This window comes from Pseudalkalibacillus sp. NRS-1564 (genome assembly GCF_050467905.1).
Classification (GTDB): Bacteria; Bacillota; Bacilli; order Bacillales; family Guptibacillaceae; genus Guptibacillus; species Guptibacillus hwajinpoensis_B.
The window spans coordinates 24,215-38,473 of the sequence record NZ_JBITPM010000008.1 but is presented as its reverse complement, the minus strand read 5'-3'; the positions used below and the strand labels follow the sequence as shown (position 1 = coordinate 38,473).

General features: G+C 42.1%; 23 protein-coding genes and 1 tRNA gene. 21 read left to right on the top strand and 3 right to left on the bottom strand.

Going from position 1 to position 14,259, the window contains the following annotated elements; genetic code table 11:
• Positions 1-49: 49 nt before the first annotated feature.
• On the bottom strand, positions 50-772 hold the full coding sequence (locus tag ACIFPW_RS03465) for an alpha/beta hydrolase (protein ID WP_430242041.1): 723 nt from the start codon (positions 770-772) through the stop codon (positions 50-52).
• A gap of 117 nt (positions 773-889) precedes the next feature.
• On the opposite strand from ACIFPW_RS03465, the gene ACIFPW_RS03460 reads away from it, so the two are divergent.
• The 5 genes from ACIFPW_RS03460 (at position 890) to ACIFPW_RS03440 (ending at position 4,271) form a co-directional block, all read left to right on the top strand.
• Positions 890-1,444, top strand: a complete 555-nt coding sequence (locus tag ACIFPW_RS03460; protein WP_194221240.1) for a phosphatidylglycerophosphatase A family protein — start codon at positions 890-892, stop codon at positions 1,442-1,444.
• Between the two features lie 99 nt (positions 1,445-1,543).
• Positions 1,544-1,619 (top strand) — tRNA-Val (locus tag ACIFPW_RS03455).
• A 151-nt stretch (positions 1,620-1,770) separates the two neighbouring features.
• Entirely contained in the window at positions 1,771-2,811 is a 1,041-nt protein-coding gene (locus tag ACIFPW_RS03450) for a tyrosine-type recombinase/integrase (protein WP_430242039.1), read from the top strand.
• A 132-nt stretch (positions 2,812-2,943) separates the two neighbouring features.
• The gene (locus tag ACIFPW_RS03445; RefSeq protein WP_430242037.1) at positions 2,944-3,762 is read left to right on the top strand and encodes a helix-turn-helix domain-containing protein; all 819 of its coding nucleotides are present in this window, start codon (positions 2,944-2,946) and stop codon (positions 3,760-3,762) included.
• A gap of 353 nt (positions 3,763-4,115) precedes the next feature.
• Positions 4,116-4,271 carry a hypothetical protein gene (locus tag ACIFPW_RS03440; RefSeq protein ID WP_430242035.1) on the top strand — a complete coding sequence of 52 codons (156 nt, stop codon included), beginning with the start codon at positions 4,116-4,118 and terminating at the stop codon, positions 4,269-4,271.
• Positions 4,272-4,508: 237 nt separating this feature from the next.
• Here the strand turns inward: ACIFPW_RS03440 and ACIFPW_RS03435 are convergent, their stop codons facing one another.
• Positions 4,509-4,916 carry an endonuclease domain-containing protein gene (locus ACIFPW_RS03435; protein WP_430242033.1) on the bottom strand — a complete coding sequence of 136 codons (408 nt, stop codon included), beginning with the start codon at positions 4,914-4,916 and terminating at the stop codon, positions 4,509-4,511.
• Between the two features lie 137 nt (positions 4,917-5,053).
• Here ACIFPW_RS03435 and ACIFPW_RS03430 point away from each other — a divergent pair, with 137 nt between their 5' ends.
• A complete protein-coding gene (locus tag ACIFPW_RS03430; protein WP_430242031.1) occupies positions 5,054-5,413 on the top strand; it encodes a hypothetical protein in 360 nt (119 codons plus the stop codon).
• On the opposite strand, the gene ACIFPW_RS03425 is transcribed toward ACIFPW_RS03430, so the two are convergent.
• Positions 5,410-5,628: a helix-turn-helix domain-containing protein gene (locus ACIFPW_RS03425; RefSeq protein WP_430242030.1), complete on the bottom strand. Its 219-nt coding sequence runs from the start codon at positions 5,626-5,628 to the stop codon at positions 5,410-5,412. The genes ACIFPW_RS03430 and ACIFPW_RS03425 overlap by 4 nt on opposite strands.
• A gap of 272 nt (positions 5,629-5,900) precedes the next feature.
• Here ACIFPW_RS03425 and ACIFPW_RS03420 point away from each other — a divergent pair, with 272 nt between their 5' ends.
• The 15 genes from ACIFPW_RS03420 to ACIFPW_RS03350 all read left to right on the top strand — a co-directional run bounded on the left by ACIFPW_RS03420 (position 5,901) and on the right by ACIFPW_RS03350 (position 14,140).
• Complete coding sequence (locus tag ACIFPW_RS03420; protein WP_430242028.1) at positions 5,901-6,200, top strand: hypothetical protein; 300 nt, start codon at positions 5,901-5,903, stop codon at positions 6,198-6,200.
• Between the two features lie 305 nt (positions 6,201-6,505).
• On the top strand, positions 6,506-7,645 hold the full coding sequence (locus tag ACIFPW_RS03415) for an AimR family lysis-lysogeny pheromone receptor (RefSeq protein WP_430242026.1): 1,140 nt from the start codon (positions 6,506-6,508) through the stop codon (positions 7,643-7,645).
• A 186-nt stretch (positions 7,646-7,831) separates the two neighbouring features.
• A complete protein-coding gene (locus ACIFPW_RS03410; RefSeq protein ID WP_430242024.1) occupies positions 7,832-8,080 on the top strand; it encodes a hypothetical protein in 249 nt (82 codons plus the stop codon).
• Between the two features lie 212 nt (positions 8,081-8,292).
• The gene (locus ACIFPW_RS03405) at positions 8,293-8,718 is read left to right on the top strand and encodes a hypothetical protein (RefSeq protein WP_430242022.1); all 426 of its coding nucleotides are present in this window, start codon (positions 8,293-8,295) and stop codon (positions 8,716-8,718) included.
• A 327-nt stretch (positions 8,719-9,045) separates the two neighbouring features.
• Entirely contained in the window at positions 9,046-9,717 is a 672-nt protein-coding gene (locus tag ACIFPW_RS03400) for a hypothetical protein (protein ID WP_430242020.1), read from the top strand.
• A 135-nt stretch (positions 9,718-9,852) separates the two neighbouring features.
• Positions 9,853-10,089 (top strand): helix-turn-helix domain-containing protein, encoded by a 237-nt coding sequence (locus ACIFPW_RS03395; RefSeq protein WP_430242019.1) that lies wholly within the window; start codon positions 9,853-9,855, stop codon positions 10,087-10,089.
• Entirely contained in the window at positions 10,086-10,346 is a 261-nt protein-coding gene (locus ACIFPW_RS03390) for a hypothetical protein (RefSeq protein ID WP_430242017.1), read from the top strand. The genes ACIFPW_RS03395 and ACIFPW_RS03390 overlap by 4 nt, the downstream gene beginning before the upstream one ends.
• 435 nt (positions 10,347-10,781) lie before the next feature.
• On the top strand, positions 10,782-11,036 hold the full coding sequence (locus ACIFPW_RS03385; RefSeq protein WP_430242016.1) for a hypothetical protein: 255 nt from the start codon (positions 10,782-10,784) through the stop codon (positions 11,034-11,036).
• Positions 11,037-11,129: 93 nt separating this feature from the next.
• A complete protein-coding gene (locus tag ACIFPW_RS03380) occupies positions 11,130-11,606 on the top strand; it encodes a hypothetical protein (protein ID WP_430242014.1) in 477 nt (158 codons plus the stop codon).
• A gap of 28 nt (positions 11,607-11,634) precedes the next feature.
• On the top strand, positions 11,635-12,042 hold the full coding sequence (locus ACIFPW_RS03375; protein WP_430242012.1) for a hypothetical protein: 408 nt from the start codon (positions 11,635-11,637) through the stop codon (positions 12,040-12,042).
• Positions 12,043-12,184: 142 nt separating this feature from the next.
• Complete coding sequence (locus ACIFPW_RS03370) at positions 12,185-12,616, top strand: hypothetical protein (protein ID WP_430242011.1); 432 nt, start codon at positions 12,185-12,187, stop codon at positions 12,614-12,616.
• Entirely contained in the window at positions 12,606-13,199 is a 594-nt protein-coding gene (locus ACIFPW_RS03365) for a hypothetical protein (RefSeq protein ID WP_430242009.1), read from the top strand. The genes ACIFPW_RS03370 and ACIFPW_RS03365 overlap by 11 nt, the downstream gene beginning before the upstream one ends.
• On the top strand, positions 13,192-13,461 hold the full coding sequence (locus ACIFPW_RS03360) for a hypothetical protein (RefSeq protein WP_430242007.1): 270 nt from the start codon (positions 13,192-13,194) through the stop codon (positions 13,459-13,461). The genes ACIFPW_RS03365 and ACIFPW_RS03360 overlap by 8 nt, the downstream gene beginning before the upstream one ends.
• Positions 13,462-13,535: 74 nt before the next feature.
• Positions 13,536-13,778, top strand: coding sequence for a hypothetical protein (locus ACIFPW_RS03355; protein WP_430242005.1), 243 nt, complete (start codon positions 13,536-13,538; stop codon positions 13,776-13,778).
• Entirely contained in the window at positions 13,778-14,140 is a 363-nt protein-coding gene (locus tag ACIFPW_RS03350) for a phage tail tape measure protein (RefSeq protein ID WP_430242003.1), read from the top strand. The genes ACIFPW_RS03355 and ACIFPW_RS03350 overlap by 1 nt, the downstream gene beginning before the upstream one ends.
• Positions 14,141-14,259: the final 119 nt, after the last annotated feature.

The following is a 14,259-nucleotide window of genomic DNA, read 5'->3' as shown; positions in this document are numbered from 1 at the left end:
CCATTTATAATTATACCAAAAATTCAAAAATAAGAAACGATTGACTCACTTAGAGTTTAAACATGTGTAAAAGAGAGCGTTTCATATCCGGTTGCCAGTTCTTCCAAAGGTGACCGCCTTCGAATTCATCGTAGAAATAATCAAAATCTTTTTCCTTTATAATTTTATTTAATTTACGGTTCGGATTAATGAAATTTTTTGTTTTCCCATCTGTTGTAGGTACTTCTGTTTCTTCTGTTCCGATAATATGGTATAGAGATAGCAACTCAGGCTCAGCAAAGTCCTCTACCTTATTGATGATTGCCTCATCTACATATGGTGAATGAAGGATAGCCCTACCAAACGTTCTTGGATAGTCAAGAGAAGCGCGCAAAGCGACTGTAGCTGCTAAAGAGTCCCCAATTAATCCTCTTCCATAACCAAGATGGTAGGTAGCATACTGTTCATCTAAATAAGGAACAAGTTCATTCGCAAGAAAACGAAGATAATCATCTGACTGCTCTCCGTCTGGGTGATATTTTCTCCAGCGATCTTCCACACTTTTATAGGGAATCCCTACAATAATGAGCTCTTCTATTTCGTCATCTTCAATTAGTTCATCGGCTGTGCGGCCAAGTCTTCCTAATTTAAAGTAATCGCTCCCATCATTAGCGATAAGAAAAGAGTATTTGTATAGTGGTGAATAATTATATGGTAAATAAACTTGGAAAGGAATTTCTTCTTTTAAATAGTGACTGTAGATGCTTTCATCTTTGTATGTACCTCGGTTCATTGCAGTGCCTCCCGTAAAATTGTTGAAATAGTTTGATTGTTTGACAATGTAAAAAACATTAGTGATATAATGATTCTAACACATAATTATTTATCGTTTACAGAGAGGGGTCTTATTATGAAGAAGCGCATCCATAGTAGAGAAACAGAAGCAGCAGCAAAAGCCCTAATAAAAGAACGTGGCGTTACAATCGAGGATATTGCAGAAATTGTTTACGAAATGCAATCCCCATATGTAGATGACCTTTCCATGGAGGACTGTGTCGAAAGTGTTGAGGCTGTTCTCACAAAACGAGAAATCCAGCATGCGGTTCTGGTTGGAATTGAACTAGATAAGCTAGCGGAACAAGGGAAGCTTTCTGAACCACTTCAATCCATTGTGGAGACGGATGAAGGGTTATTTGGTGTTGATGAAACAATCGCACTTGGTGCCGTATTCGGCTACGGTAGTATTGCGGTTACGACATTCGGTCATCTTGATAAACAAAAATTTGGTATCATCGAAAAGCTTGATACAAAAGTAGGGGAAAGTGTTCATACCTTCCTTGATGATCTCATCGCAAGCATTGCGGCAAATGCATCTAGTCGCCTAGCGCATCGTCTGCGTGATCGAGAGGAATCCCTTGATAAAGAAGAGCGTGAAAAGCGAGATAAAGAAGAACGAATCGGATAAATGAAAGGGCATCGTTTCGGTGCCCTTTTTTCTAATATTTTCCCATGAAAGGATTGACAGTTCTTTAGAACTTCATGTATATTTATAAATGTCTTAATTGATCCGTTAGCTCAGTTGGGAGAGCGCTACCTTGACAGGGTAGAGGTCGTTGGTTCGAGCCCAATACGGATCACCATACGAATGAAACCGCGCCACATCAACGTTGACTTGTCGGTGACTTACCGATGACTTAACCGGAGATTAGCGCTACTACATAAAACGGTGTACAGCACCAGTCATAACGTCTCTTATTCCGAAATCAATCGGGATAGGGGGCGTTTTTTGTTTTGCGCAAAGGTAAATCCGTTAAACAAAAAAGAGTTGCCGCAGCTAATAAGTATTCTATATCCGATATGGACGCTCTTTTCGAGAGTTTTATTAATTCTAAAATAGCGGAGGGAAGGGCGGAGTCTACGGTAGATAAATACTGCCTATATTATCGTTTCTTTGCGGAATATTTGGACGCGAAAGGGATAGAACGAAACGTTCATATCATCAGCACGAAGGTAATCCGCGATTATGTAGCGTGGATGTTAGAAGATCGCGTTAAATTTGACGGCCATAAGTACAAGCCCGACGAAGTAAAGACGCCTGGATTATCTCCGTGTAGTGTGAACGACCGTTTAAAATCATTAAAGACTATTTTTCGATTCTTTGAATCCGAAAATGTAATTGACAGTAATCCGACGCAATCAATCAAATACGTTCGAGAGGTTGACGAAGATGTCCAGGTATTAACTGCGGACGAGCTTCGCGCCTTATTGAACGCAGCGGACCAACGCAAATACAGCGACTTTCGGGACTACGTGCTTATGACGTTACTTATAGACTCTTTCATGCGGATAAATGAAGCGACGTCTATTAAGCAATCAGACGTAGACTTTTCCGCGCAAATAGTAATCGTTAGAGCTGCGGTCGCTAAGAGTAGGAAATCGCGTATTATTCCGTTACAGAAAAAGACGATCAGTTTATTGCGTGAGTTATTAAAAGAGACGGAGGAATTCGAGTCGGATTACGTGTTCCTTGCGAATTATGGTGAGCGTTTGCAGCCGAATCACTTTCGTAATCAACTGCGGAAGTATGCGAAGAGGGCAGGGATCGACCGGAGAGTCCATCCGCATTTATTCAGACATACCGGCGCAACTATGGCGCTAGAGGCCGGAATGGATATTCGGCATTTACAGATGTTAATGGGTCATTCTGATTTGCGGATGCTTATTCGTTATACTCATCTATCGCAGAAGTCACTAAAGAAACAACATGCGGATTTCTCGCCGCTTAATGAAGTTCTTGGCAAGTTGAATAAAGACAGAAAGATCAAACGTTAGACAAATAAAAAAGACGCTCCATCCCGGCAAGGATGAGCGCCCGTCCTACTGTCGCTAAGTAGGTTCCCGATAGAACCATTATACCGCGATTTTCATGGATGGGCAAGCGTCTTCAAATCCGGAGGTAAACGCATGCCATATTTCGATAGCTATGAACGCTACCAGTCGTTCCATTCTCTCGAAGCGCTGAATGAGGGAGTAAGACAGGCGCTCTATTTCCACGCGGACAAGCTTAACAAAACGGCCGTCACCGTACTGAAAACCGTATCGCGCTATTCGTGTAAGATTCCCGGCGTCTCGTGGTTGAAGGCGGCCACATTAGCGGAGTTAATCGAGAAGTCGGAGAAAACTGTTAGGCGCGCCCTAAAGACGCTTGAGCAGCTCGGCATTATTCGGCGCATTCCTACGGTCAGGGCGAAGGGCGGTCGAGGTTATGACGTATGTATTATCCGCGCAAATATCGGAGATGTCCAATCGAAAGTGTCCGGTCGTATCAACCGCGAAAGTCCATGCGGCAGTAAGGACGAAAGGTCTTCCCGTACTAAAGAAACCTCGACTATAAAATTAAATACACGTCAGGGATCGGCGCAAATGGACTATACGTTCACTCCGTCAAATGTTCCGGAAGAATTCGTAAAAGCTGTCCGTCCATTTTTCGGTGATGCTTCGACTATCTATTCGTTATGGGGCCGTGTATTACTTGCGCATAAGCATGCCGGCATAGATGCGCCAGTATATGAGGCGATTGATACGGCGATAATGGCGTTTAAGCAAACGATATTCAGCGCAAAGGCAGGGCGATTAAGAAGTCCTATTCCTGCGTATCTATACGGTACGTTGCGTGGTATGTTCGCTGAAACTAGGCGCCGTGAATCCGGATATAGGCCGGCATGGTTGCGAAAGGTGGTCGAGGGTGTTGTCGGAGAAGAAGTCGCAGAGCAAGCCGTCTAAAGAGGCGGTGGATACGTTCTATAGCGTGCTACGGCCGGAGCTTGAACGCATCGTTAGGGAGGGGCGCATGGCTTCCGAAAGTGATAGGCGCAAGGATACGACAGACGAATAGGCATACCGTTATGGAATGCGGTATGTGTGCGTATATGTGCATATGGGGCGGATTATCAACGAGACCGACCTGACGGGCGACCCTCGAAATTTTTCGGAAAGGTGCGATGTGTCACCGATGTAACATGCGTCATATCGTCCGCACTATATGAAGGAACACGGTTAGACGTACGTTGCGGGGCGTTACACCGTGGCACATCACGACACACATACCGTCAACCAGCACCGCCTGGGACGGAGGCATGGTCGCAACTCACGGGGTTCGATGCACAAACGGTGTCGAATGGATCGGCTCGTTTATGCAGTATTTCATACAAGATCGTACAGTATTGCGGTGGTGGTTAACGGCTGGAAAGCGCGGTAGATTAACGATGTATAAAATCGTGCATATTCGATAATAAACGGAAGTCAACAAACCGCGTCAAATCAACATTTGTGAATTATTCGACTTCCTAAAAGATTTTTTATGTAAACTAAAAATGTATACAGTATTCACGCGGTTCTTGTCGAATGTTGTTCGAATGTTTTTAAAAACTCGCATACCCCAAGGCCCGGGTACGTGAGAGCCTGCGCCTGGCGGTTGAACCTTACGCACAACAATTTTAACTTCGCTTTATCATGATAAAGTAGTGTTGTTACTTCCGTTGTATCTCGTTTTCGATTCGGGTTATAACGTTGCTTATATTACGGTTTATTTGCCGGCCACTAAAACGCATCACCTTCCATCCGTTCTTTCTTAAATAAGTGTTTTTCTTACGATCATGCGCTTTTTGTTCTACAGAAGAATGAAACGGTTTGCCATCGCATTCGATTGCGATATTGAACGCAGATAAAACGATATCAATTCGGTATGGACCGCAATGAACTTGAGTCTCTAGTCGATAACCGTTGTGTTGTAAAGCTCTATACAATCGACGTTCAATGGGACTCTCGCATTTGTCAAACTCCTCGTTAATTGGCTGCGTTTGATATTTCACCTTGTGGATAAAGAATATGATAAGACTACTTATTAGTAATCCGAAGAATATCAAGTAATTAATCATCTATACCACCTTTTTCCTCTAGTTATCTACAACCTTGATCATCGATAAACAAAAGCATGTAAACGTAAATAAAGGATTAAATTTTATTATGTGGAATATATTAGAAAAAGTTCTTTATAACGAAGGGGGAGATAGTTTTGCTGGGTTTTTCGATGGAGAAATTACTAAAGGTAGTAGGTGCTCTCAGTATAGCTTTTGGGGTATTGGTTGGAGGGATTTCATTTATAATTATCGATCGAGAAACATTCAATGACACGAAAGATATTGCAGAAACGCTCCCTGATAATGAAGTTGCACAAATGGAGTACCAATCCGCTAAGGCACTCCATGATGTGGAGGTTGATTCGGCGCTCACAACTTTATTCGGAGGGGTTTTGGGCGGTATTCTGTTTCTGGGGATTGGAATGATATTAGGGTCCCTGAGATCGTATGAACAATCAAATAGGGAAATCCGCGACGAGATTAATCAAATAAAACGTAACCAGGCGTCCTCTTAATCGAGGGCGTCTTTTTTGTGTTTAATAATATCTTCTATCTCACAATCTAAAGCTTCGCAAAAACGATCTAACGTGTCTACGGTTATTGACTTTACAGTTCCAGGACTATTTACCCATTGTCCAACTGTATTTGGTCGAATGCCTGTATCTTTACTTAACTGGTACATAGATTTTCCTCGTTTTTCTAATATCTCTTTTAATGTAATAGTTACCATTCAAACTCCCCCTCTCAAATTTATATAAATTTTATCACAAATAACGCTTGACGTTAATAACGAATAGAGTTAATATTAACTCATAAAGTTAATAACTCAAAACGATATTAGGAGGAAATGGTTTATGAAAACTCAAAAATGTTCAGCCTGTCTCAAGTATCAATCTGTTAAATCTACATTATGCGCAAAGTGCCATAAGAAATATAAAGTTGAACGCGCATTGAACGGTTTGGTTCCCGTCTCATTTGATCCTACTTGCGAGGTGAGAGTTCGTGGATAAAATAATCATTCGCTTCTCAGAAGGCATCGAGCTTGATGCGCAATTATTCAATGATTCCTGGGCGTTATTTGTGGATACTCACACTGTACGAATAGTCCGTGTTTATCAAGTGGAAGACGGCCCATATATTCCGCAGGCTGGCAGTATCCTTCTCGGTAAAAAGCTGGACGGCATTCCGGCAATTAACTATTTGAAAGCTGCGCGAGAAATTTCATTATATGACTTTATGATTTCGTCGCAATTTGATTCTAAGAACGTCGTTAACTTTTCGCTCGATCAAATAGTCGAGTAATTTTCGGCAACAGGTCGAATGGATCCCGGCAAGGATTAGCGGAAATTGATCGCAAGTAAGACGGTGAGGTCGGAACCGTTCGTACGTCAGTAGGCAAGACGTATGAGCCTCCAACCGTAAAGAACAGCCCGGCATTAAGCGGAGCAAGGGCCCGCTGTGCTTAGTATCGGAAGCTGTCACCGCAACAAACTATTACGGAGGTAATCTCATGACGTTAACTCTTATGCAATGGTGTATCTTGTTTGTCGGAACTTCATCGGGTCTTACTATAATTGCGCTCGCAGATGAGCTTGGGAGGTTACGCAATGAAAGCAAATAAACGAGAATCAATTGGCGGCATCATTGAAAATCATATGGTAATTGCGGATATTAACATAACTCAACTCGCAAAGATAGCAGGTGTAAGTGTACCTACCGTATCGCGACTCGTAAATTCCTCTAGTGAGATTGGATTTAGCGCGATGGTAAAAATAGCTGCGTATCTGTTTCCGGAAAACTACACGGAAGTTATTGCGGAGTGGGTGTCGAAGCTAGAAACAGCGTTAAATCAGCGATGCGCGATGGAATGGTCTTCGGTTAATGGCAAGACGGAACTGCTCCGAACTCTAATCGACGAGAATGTTGAGGGATATCGCAGGGAAAACGCTCAATTCGCCAGGCTCTATACGGAATTCCTTCGATATACTGCTCGTGAAATCACCGCGGAGGAACTAAACGAACGGATTAAGTGCATGGGCGTCGCAAATAGTAACGAGTTACCTACGTTAATTAAGATCATCGAGGTATATGCGTTATTCAAGGCGGGCAAGCATTCGTTAATGTTCGAAGTCGGTAAATCGCTAGAGGCGGAGGTTCGATCGCTAAATAACAGTTTCTTGCGTGATAGTTTTCTAGTTAGGCTCGCGGAAATCTTCTCTTACAGCTATCTCTATCGCGGAGACGTTAAGAAAGCGAGATACTATGCGGGAATAGTGAAGGCGGCAACCTTCGCACCTCGTCTCGCGGCACAATCGTACTTTGTCACCGGCATCTCGTACTTACACGAGGATGAAGACCGGACTATTTCGGACTTACAGGCTTGCTATGATCGCGCAAAGGCTACGGGAGCAAGCGAGAAGTATTTACGTCAGATGAAAGAGAATATCGACTTCGCTCTCGTTCACTTTGGCCGCGACTGCCGGCCGACGAGTCCGACCGAATTGGCGTACCAGGCTGCGAAAAGAGGCGACGTGGCGACGGCTGAGAAATACGCAAGCCAATCGACAAACAAGCCCATGAGCACGTTTTGCGTAGCTCTCGCAAAGGGTGACGTCGATCTTATGTGGGACGGGTACGGAGAGTTTATCGCATCCGGCGACCTTCATTTCGCAGTCTTACCGCGTAAGGAGCTCGAGCGTTATGGCGAACGTGAATCCGCCATTAACTGTTACCTGCGGATGGCCTAGCGCTATGCTTCCGAGAAAGGAGGTGAGACGTTATGAAGAAGGCACTTTACCTTGCGGCAGTCGCATCGGCAGCATTTATCGCCGTAATTAACCGAATCGACCCTCCGATCGGATAAGTCGGAGATAGAACGTGCCCAGGCGGAAAGCGTCCGGGCTTTTCTTTTTTACGCAAAGGGGGAACGAAAAATGGCGATACAAACAGTCGCAGTAGAATTGCGGCATAGAGATAGGTTCGGAACGATAGCAACTTCGGAGATTGAGGGCGTGCTGATACGTCCTAATTACGTCTTACTGCCGGAGGATGATACCGGAGCCAGCTTCGCGGTGAGTATGTGCTGGGAGACGGGAGAGGACGGAAAATGGTTCATTAATACAGACGATGAGGAATACGTGGGATTCGGTAAGCTGACGCAAATGTTTCGAGGGGGAGAGTGAGCGCTCATGAGGGCGTTCTTTTTTTATGCGCAAAACTGCGCGAGGTGAAAATACCGCGGGTACTATGCTATGAGGGCAAAACGGAGGGAGGTGAAAAAGTTGAGAGATTACTATAAACACATTTATGAGGGTGGATTCGTTAAATATCCGAATGAGATCGGCTTGTATACGATTCTAGGTCACGCGGATAAAAAAAGGACCGGGAGCCGTGGATGGAGACAGGAAAGACACATGAAGACTATTGCGTTACAAGTGCATCATTGGATGTTTATCGTGCCCTTTTTCAACATCGCAATACTAATAGCGAGCATGCTCATTTTGAAAAAGCATGGCCAGCGCAAAGAAGTTTGCAACTCGAATTGGCTATGTCAGATGGAACGCTTCGCAAACACATCAAGATACTTGAAAAAGTAGGTTTGCTTGATGTTTTCAGAACACATAAGTTCAGAAAACCTTTTCACATTTATTCTTTTCCTACGCCATTGTCTATTGAGGATTTCAGAAGTAGATTTCCTGTCGCCTGTAAAAAGTATGAGGAGGCTATGAAAATATTAGAACAAGTACGCGAGGAAGAAGCGGAGATATACGGGATGCCTCAAAAAGAGGATGAAATTGACGCTATGATAGGGCGACTTTAAGAGCGACCTTAAATATTACGTATAGCTGACCTTAAATATTGAGGACACCATACCTTAGATTTTAAGTAGAACTAAGAACTAATGTATTAAGAACTAATGTACTAAGAACTATAAAACATTAGCGCCTTTTACTTCGTAAAAGAACGCGGAGTAAAGCACACAAATAAAGATTAATTCAAAAGAAAACGCAGGCAAGATAGTAATAGACATTAATTGCGTAAAGAATTAAAACCTTAATAAGAGTATAAGGGGCTAACCTTAAATTTTGAGGTTGGTGAATGGGAGGATTAGAAATGAACATTAAATTTAGAGAGAAGAGGGGACATAATGAAATATGAAAATCCAGGCAAGGGCGCCATAGAATTCGCAAAATCATTTATTGAGTCAAAGAGTAAGGGAGATGTTTTGCGAAAGGTTAATCAATTGCTCAGTGGTGAACTTCATGATAAGAAAGATAAAAAGATAAAACGTTGTGAATACTGTCATTATTATTATCGCGATCAGACAAGGCCAAATAATAGTAGAACATGTTCTGTAGAATGCAAGATTAAAAGGGATACTTTAAAAAAAGCTAAAAAACGAGCTGATGAAGCTCTATTAAATCCAAAGGAGAAAGAAAATCATTATGCTTACTGGTTAGAATACCCATTTTGGACTGATGAACGTAAAATGCTCTCGCGATCATGGAAAAAAGAGGTACCCTATTCGAACGAGAAGTTGGACCTAATAATCGCGGCTCGAAATAGAGATGACAACTTTTGCGGTAAAATTAAGCCCAAAAGGGAAGTTCCTTATAATAGCGGTGAGATTAGTGAGCCGAAAGAAGTAAAGAAAGTAGTATCTAAATCAAGAAAGGATCGTAAGCCAGGAAAAGTTGAAATTAAAAATATGGAACCAAAAGAGATTTCTAGTTATCTTACCGCGAAGTATTCACAGGAAAAGCTCCAATATGAACGCAAAAGAGCACGAAATTTTAGCCGCAGACAAAAAGGTATATAGGGAAGGAAATTTTCAGCTACTCGGCCGATAGTTGAAAATCGTTGAGGCGATTCTACTTTAAATAGTGGGGTCGCTTTTTATTTTCCGTAAAAGTGAATGTTTATTCGCTAACAAAATTGGTGGAGGTGAAGGTATTTGAAAATCACTCATGAAACATTTCAAAAGATAAGGGTCGTCTACAACTGTTCGATGAGAGAGTTCGGCGATCTCCTAAATATCTCGGCCGGCTATGTTAATGACATTGAGAAGGAGAGAAAACCATTGACTGTACCGGTAAAAGCTAGACTAATTGATGAATTGCAGCTAAACCATACTAAATTAAATCGAATTCTTGAAATTTATCAAGAATTTAAAGAGGGTCGAATCACATGAGCACTGTAAATAATGAACTCTGGCGCATTTCTAGTGAGAATTTAATGGGCTACACCCAGGATCGCGATACTATTAAACGTTTGAAACGCAGTTACAAAGATTTCGAGATTGTAGCCGATTATTTTAAGTTCGGAAAACTCATCGGAGTCCAATTCCGAGTCCCGTCGCACCGTAAACGAGCTGCGCGTCACCTTCTCGGAGGCATTTTAGTATCTGATGAAAACGTCGCTTTAGAAGACGAAAATGGGGTCGGATAGGGTTTAGTATTCGGAAGGAAATAGCGTCGCTTATTTCGTGCGATTTTTGCGATATGCGAGCAATATACGTACTACTTTTAGCGTACCTCAACGTTTAGTTGGTGCGTTTATTTGACGTGTTCGCAAAACGTTGATATGGCGGCTTTTTAGCCTTCGAAATAGTTGCGTGAGTATTTGTATTCAAAACGATTTACCGTTGCTGTAATCAAGCGATTTTACTAATATGCGAGCAATATACGTATCAAAAAGGAGAGTGTGTCATGCCGAGGAACGATGGGAATAAAACGCGGACTGAAACAGCCGCATATACGAGATTCGACGACTACAATGCGCCGTTTGTGCGCTGGCTTGTCGAGAGCTTCGAAGAATTTACACACTTGCGAAGGCCACAACGGTTTTGGAAAATGCCTCGCATTGAACGAGGAGGTGGACGACGTGGACGGAACGGCGATCATCGCGATAAGCATTACCGATCCGGAAAACGGTCGAACGATAGCCTTAACGAAAATCGTAGACGAAGAAACCGGAGAGCTAGTTAACGAGTTCAGCCGCACATTTGACGATACGAAACGCGAAATAGTCCGTCGATTAGTGATTGACGACGCTATCGACCGCATAAGAGAGCTCGGATTCATGAACGTGCTTATCGAAACAGCAGGCGGTTATTTGTTAAGTGTAAAAGATTTATGACATAAAAGTGGAAAAAATCACTATTTATCTACCAATAAATTGAAAAATGTGATATGTTTAGTCGGACTATCCTGGTAGAGGAGTGTCTGACCCTTGAAATCTATCAAAGTAATTATCTTTGCTGTCGGAATTTGTTTGGCAAATTTTGTAGGTGGAATACCATCTGACTCAAGAAATCTATTCATTACTCATTCGATATTTTTTTCGCCGATTTTACTTGAATTTTATCCGTTATTAGAAATAAAATCTTTCTTTAAATGGATAGTGAAATTCATTTGGTTTGCAGGAATCATTGCAATGATCGCGAATATATTAGGTGTAATAGGAATATTAACCATCGCAACTGTAGATGACGCTCAAAAAGTTTATGAAGTAACTTTAAATAGTGATTATTCTCTTGGCTACTCGTTCGGTATGGGTATTAATAATTTTTTACTTTGTATTCAATTGGTTTATGCTACTGTGTTTTTGGGCACATTAACATTAAGCCATTGGATAAAGTTGGATAATAATATCCAAAAAGGAAAGGACGCCGGAAAGGGGATGGAAAAACATGTTCATTCTCAGTAACATTGCTATAATCATGGGGTTTGCTTTAATGTTGTTCGTATTGTTTACGATGCTTAACTTTTTTGCATTTACCAAGGATTTAGCAACTTCTCTTTACTTAACTTTGATTTTCTTCGATCTTTTTATCAGAATGCCGTTTATTGCCATTAATATAATGTATGCTGAAAAGAAGAAGTTTTTGAGTAAAATGAAAAAGAAAGGGGAATTAAGCCCAGAGGCTTTTGAAAAGTTTGAATATATCTTTCAAAAGAAATCAAGATTACTCTTTGCTCTATACAAAACTGGGTATTTTTCTTATGGCGATTTAATGGAGAGCATTTATGAAGGTTATAGCAAAAAACCTTTTAAGGTAAGTTTTAATGTCCTCCATATGAACAGAAAGCGCCTTGAAACTAAATACATGAATGACATAAAAAAAGAAGGGATCACTGCTTGATCTCATTAAGACTCTCCCATATGGAGAGTTTTTTTAGATAGAGCCCAATTCTATGGGCTCTTTTTTATGTGAAAGAAATTTTTACTCTATAAGAGGGTTAAGGTCATAGCTTCTAAAATTTATATATTAAGGAGATGGAGCGTTGCGAAGTCTAGTCGTAGCCAATGTCGAAATGGTCGAAGCCAGCCCGTTCCTTGTCGCGATTCTCTACGATGCTGACGGAGAGTATGCGGATGAAATCGTAATGCAATACGAAGATGCGACCGGTGCAATTCGCCGGATACGCATTCTCGCTGAGGAATACGGAGTGTCGGCGCCGGAATTATGGACGTCTACTCGCGAGTTGTTCGGTGAAACGCTAAGTACGACCGGAGTGTTCGGACGGATTAAACACCGAAGCGATACCGTAGAGACTAAGCGTGTTATCGAGAGGGATACGGAAGTTCTGTACGATTTATATGAGATACAGCCGGTGGAGGAGTTGCCGCGACCTTCGAGGTTCCGCGCGTTCCTTATTAAACTAGTAACAAAAATTCAAAACAAACTAATGGAGGGTTATAATTATGAAATTTGAATTCATTGAGCAATTCATTGAGCAGAAAAATAAAAGAAACGAAAAAGGTCAGGAATATGCTAAACGCGAGCAAGACGCAATTGAACAGGTTCACGCTTTAAAGTTTGAGTATGAAAAGACTATCGCGGAGTCAGTAAAAACCGATAAGCCAGTTGATAAGAAACTAGACCAGCTCGCTGCGAAGATTGAAGCGGCTGAAAAGTTAGTCGAGCGACGCACTGAGGAACGGTATCTATTCTCGACAATTGCGAATGAGGAAATTAGTTCGGACGATGTTGTCGATGCGTTCAACAGCGATTTCTTTAGTAAGTTCAAGGAAAAAAAGATGGAACCAGTTCTTGAGCGTTTACTTGCGGTTAAGAAAGAATTTAGTGAAGCGGTCTTTGCTTATAACGGAGTAGTTAAAGAGTTTGAAAGTGAGAGAAACGCTGCTAGGGCAGAGTTAGGAGACAGCTATCACTACAAGTTAAAACCAATTAAATTTAGCAGTGAACTCGAAAAAGAAAAATACTTTATTACTGACCGTGATTTACGCGCACTAAGTTATGGTGAGGTTCCGGTGGGGGTGACTATTGATGGATAATAATAAGAAATTTAATCCACACATCGTTAAGAGACAACTGAGAGAAAAACTCGCAACTAACTCTTCATTTTCACAAGAAGACGTTGATAATGCGCGTTTATTAGCAAAGATGGACGGATCGAACGACAGTCGTACTGTATTCGCGGCTGCAAAGAAGAGGTTGGAGGTGAAAGAAGCGGAAGTAACAAAAGAACCGGAATCTAAACCTGATGAAATACTAGATCAAATTAATGAGCTTTTATCTAAATTAAATCAGGAGTAAACAAAAAATATTAACGGGTCCGCCTCCATGCGGGCCTTTTTGTATGCAAAAAAACAAATTAGGAGGCTTTATATATGGAGAATGTACGCAAATTTAACGGCCAGGAATCAAGTGAGATCGGGTACGCGGTGGGTACTATATATGCCATAGCAGAGAAAGCTTTCAAAGGCGAACTTGCGGATTTTATCGAGAAAGTAGGCTTCGATAAGTATATCGAAAGACTATCATTCGCACAAAGTACGCTAGACAAGTACGACCTGGATGACGATGATATCGCGGAATTACTCAAAGGTTTTCATGATCGAGGTGGGCGCTAATGTCGTTAGTCGGCCAAATTAAAGCGGAATTACTCTTAAACACAAGTTCATTCCAACGCGACCTCAACAGCGCGCGCGACTCGATGGGCGATCTTAATTCCTCCGCAAGAAATTCACAACGCTCACTCAAGGCTCTAGAAACGGGAGCTCTCGCACTTGGCGGAGCGGTAGCCGCAACAGTGGCAAGCTCGGTAGCTACAGCGGCTCAATTCGAACAAAGTTTAGCAAGGGTTGCCGCTGTATCGGGCGCTACAGAAACGGAATTTGCTGCGTTAGAAGAAACCGTCCGTGAACTCGGTGCGACAACGACATTCTCGGCTAAACGCAAGTATTGGCCAGTTACGGGGAAACTCGTAACCTAAAATATTCGGTGAATTCGGGGAAGGCTAAGGCGTTTTCGCTACGCTAATCCCGAGCCTAGCTCCGTAGGGATACGGAGAAGGTGTAGAGACTAGAGAAAGTAATCTAGTACAGATGAAAT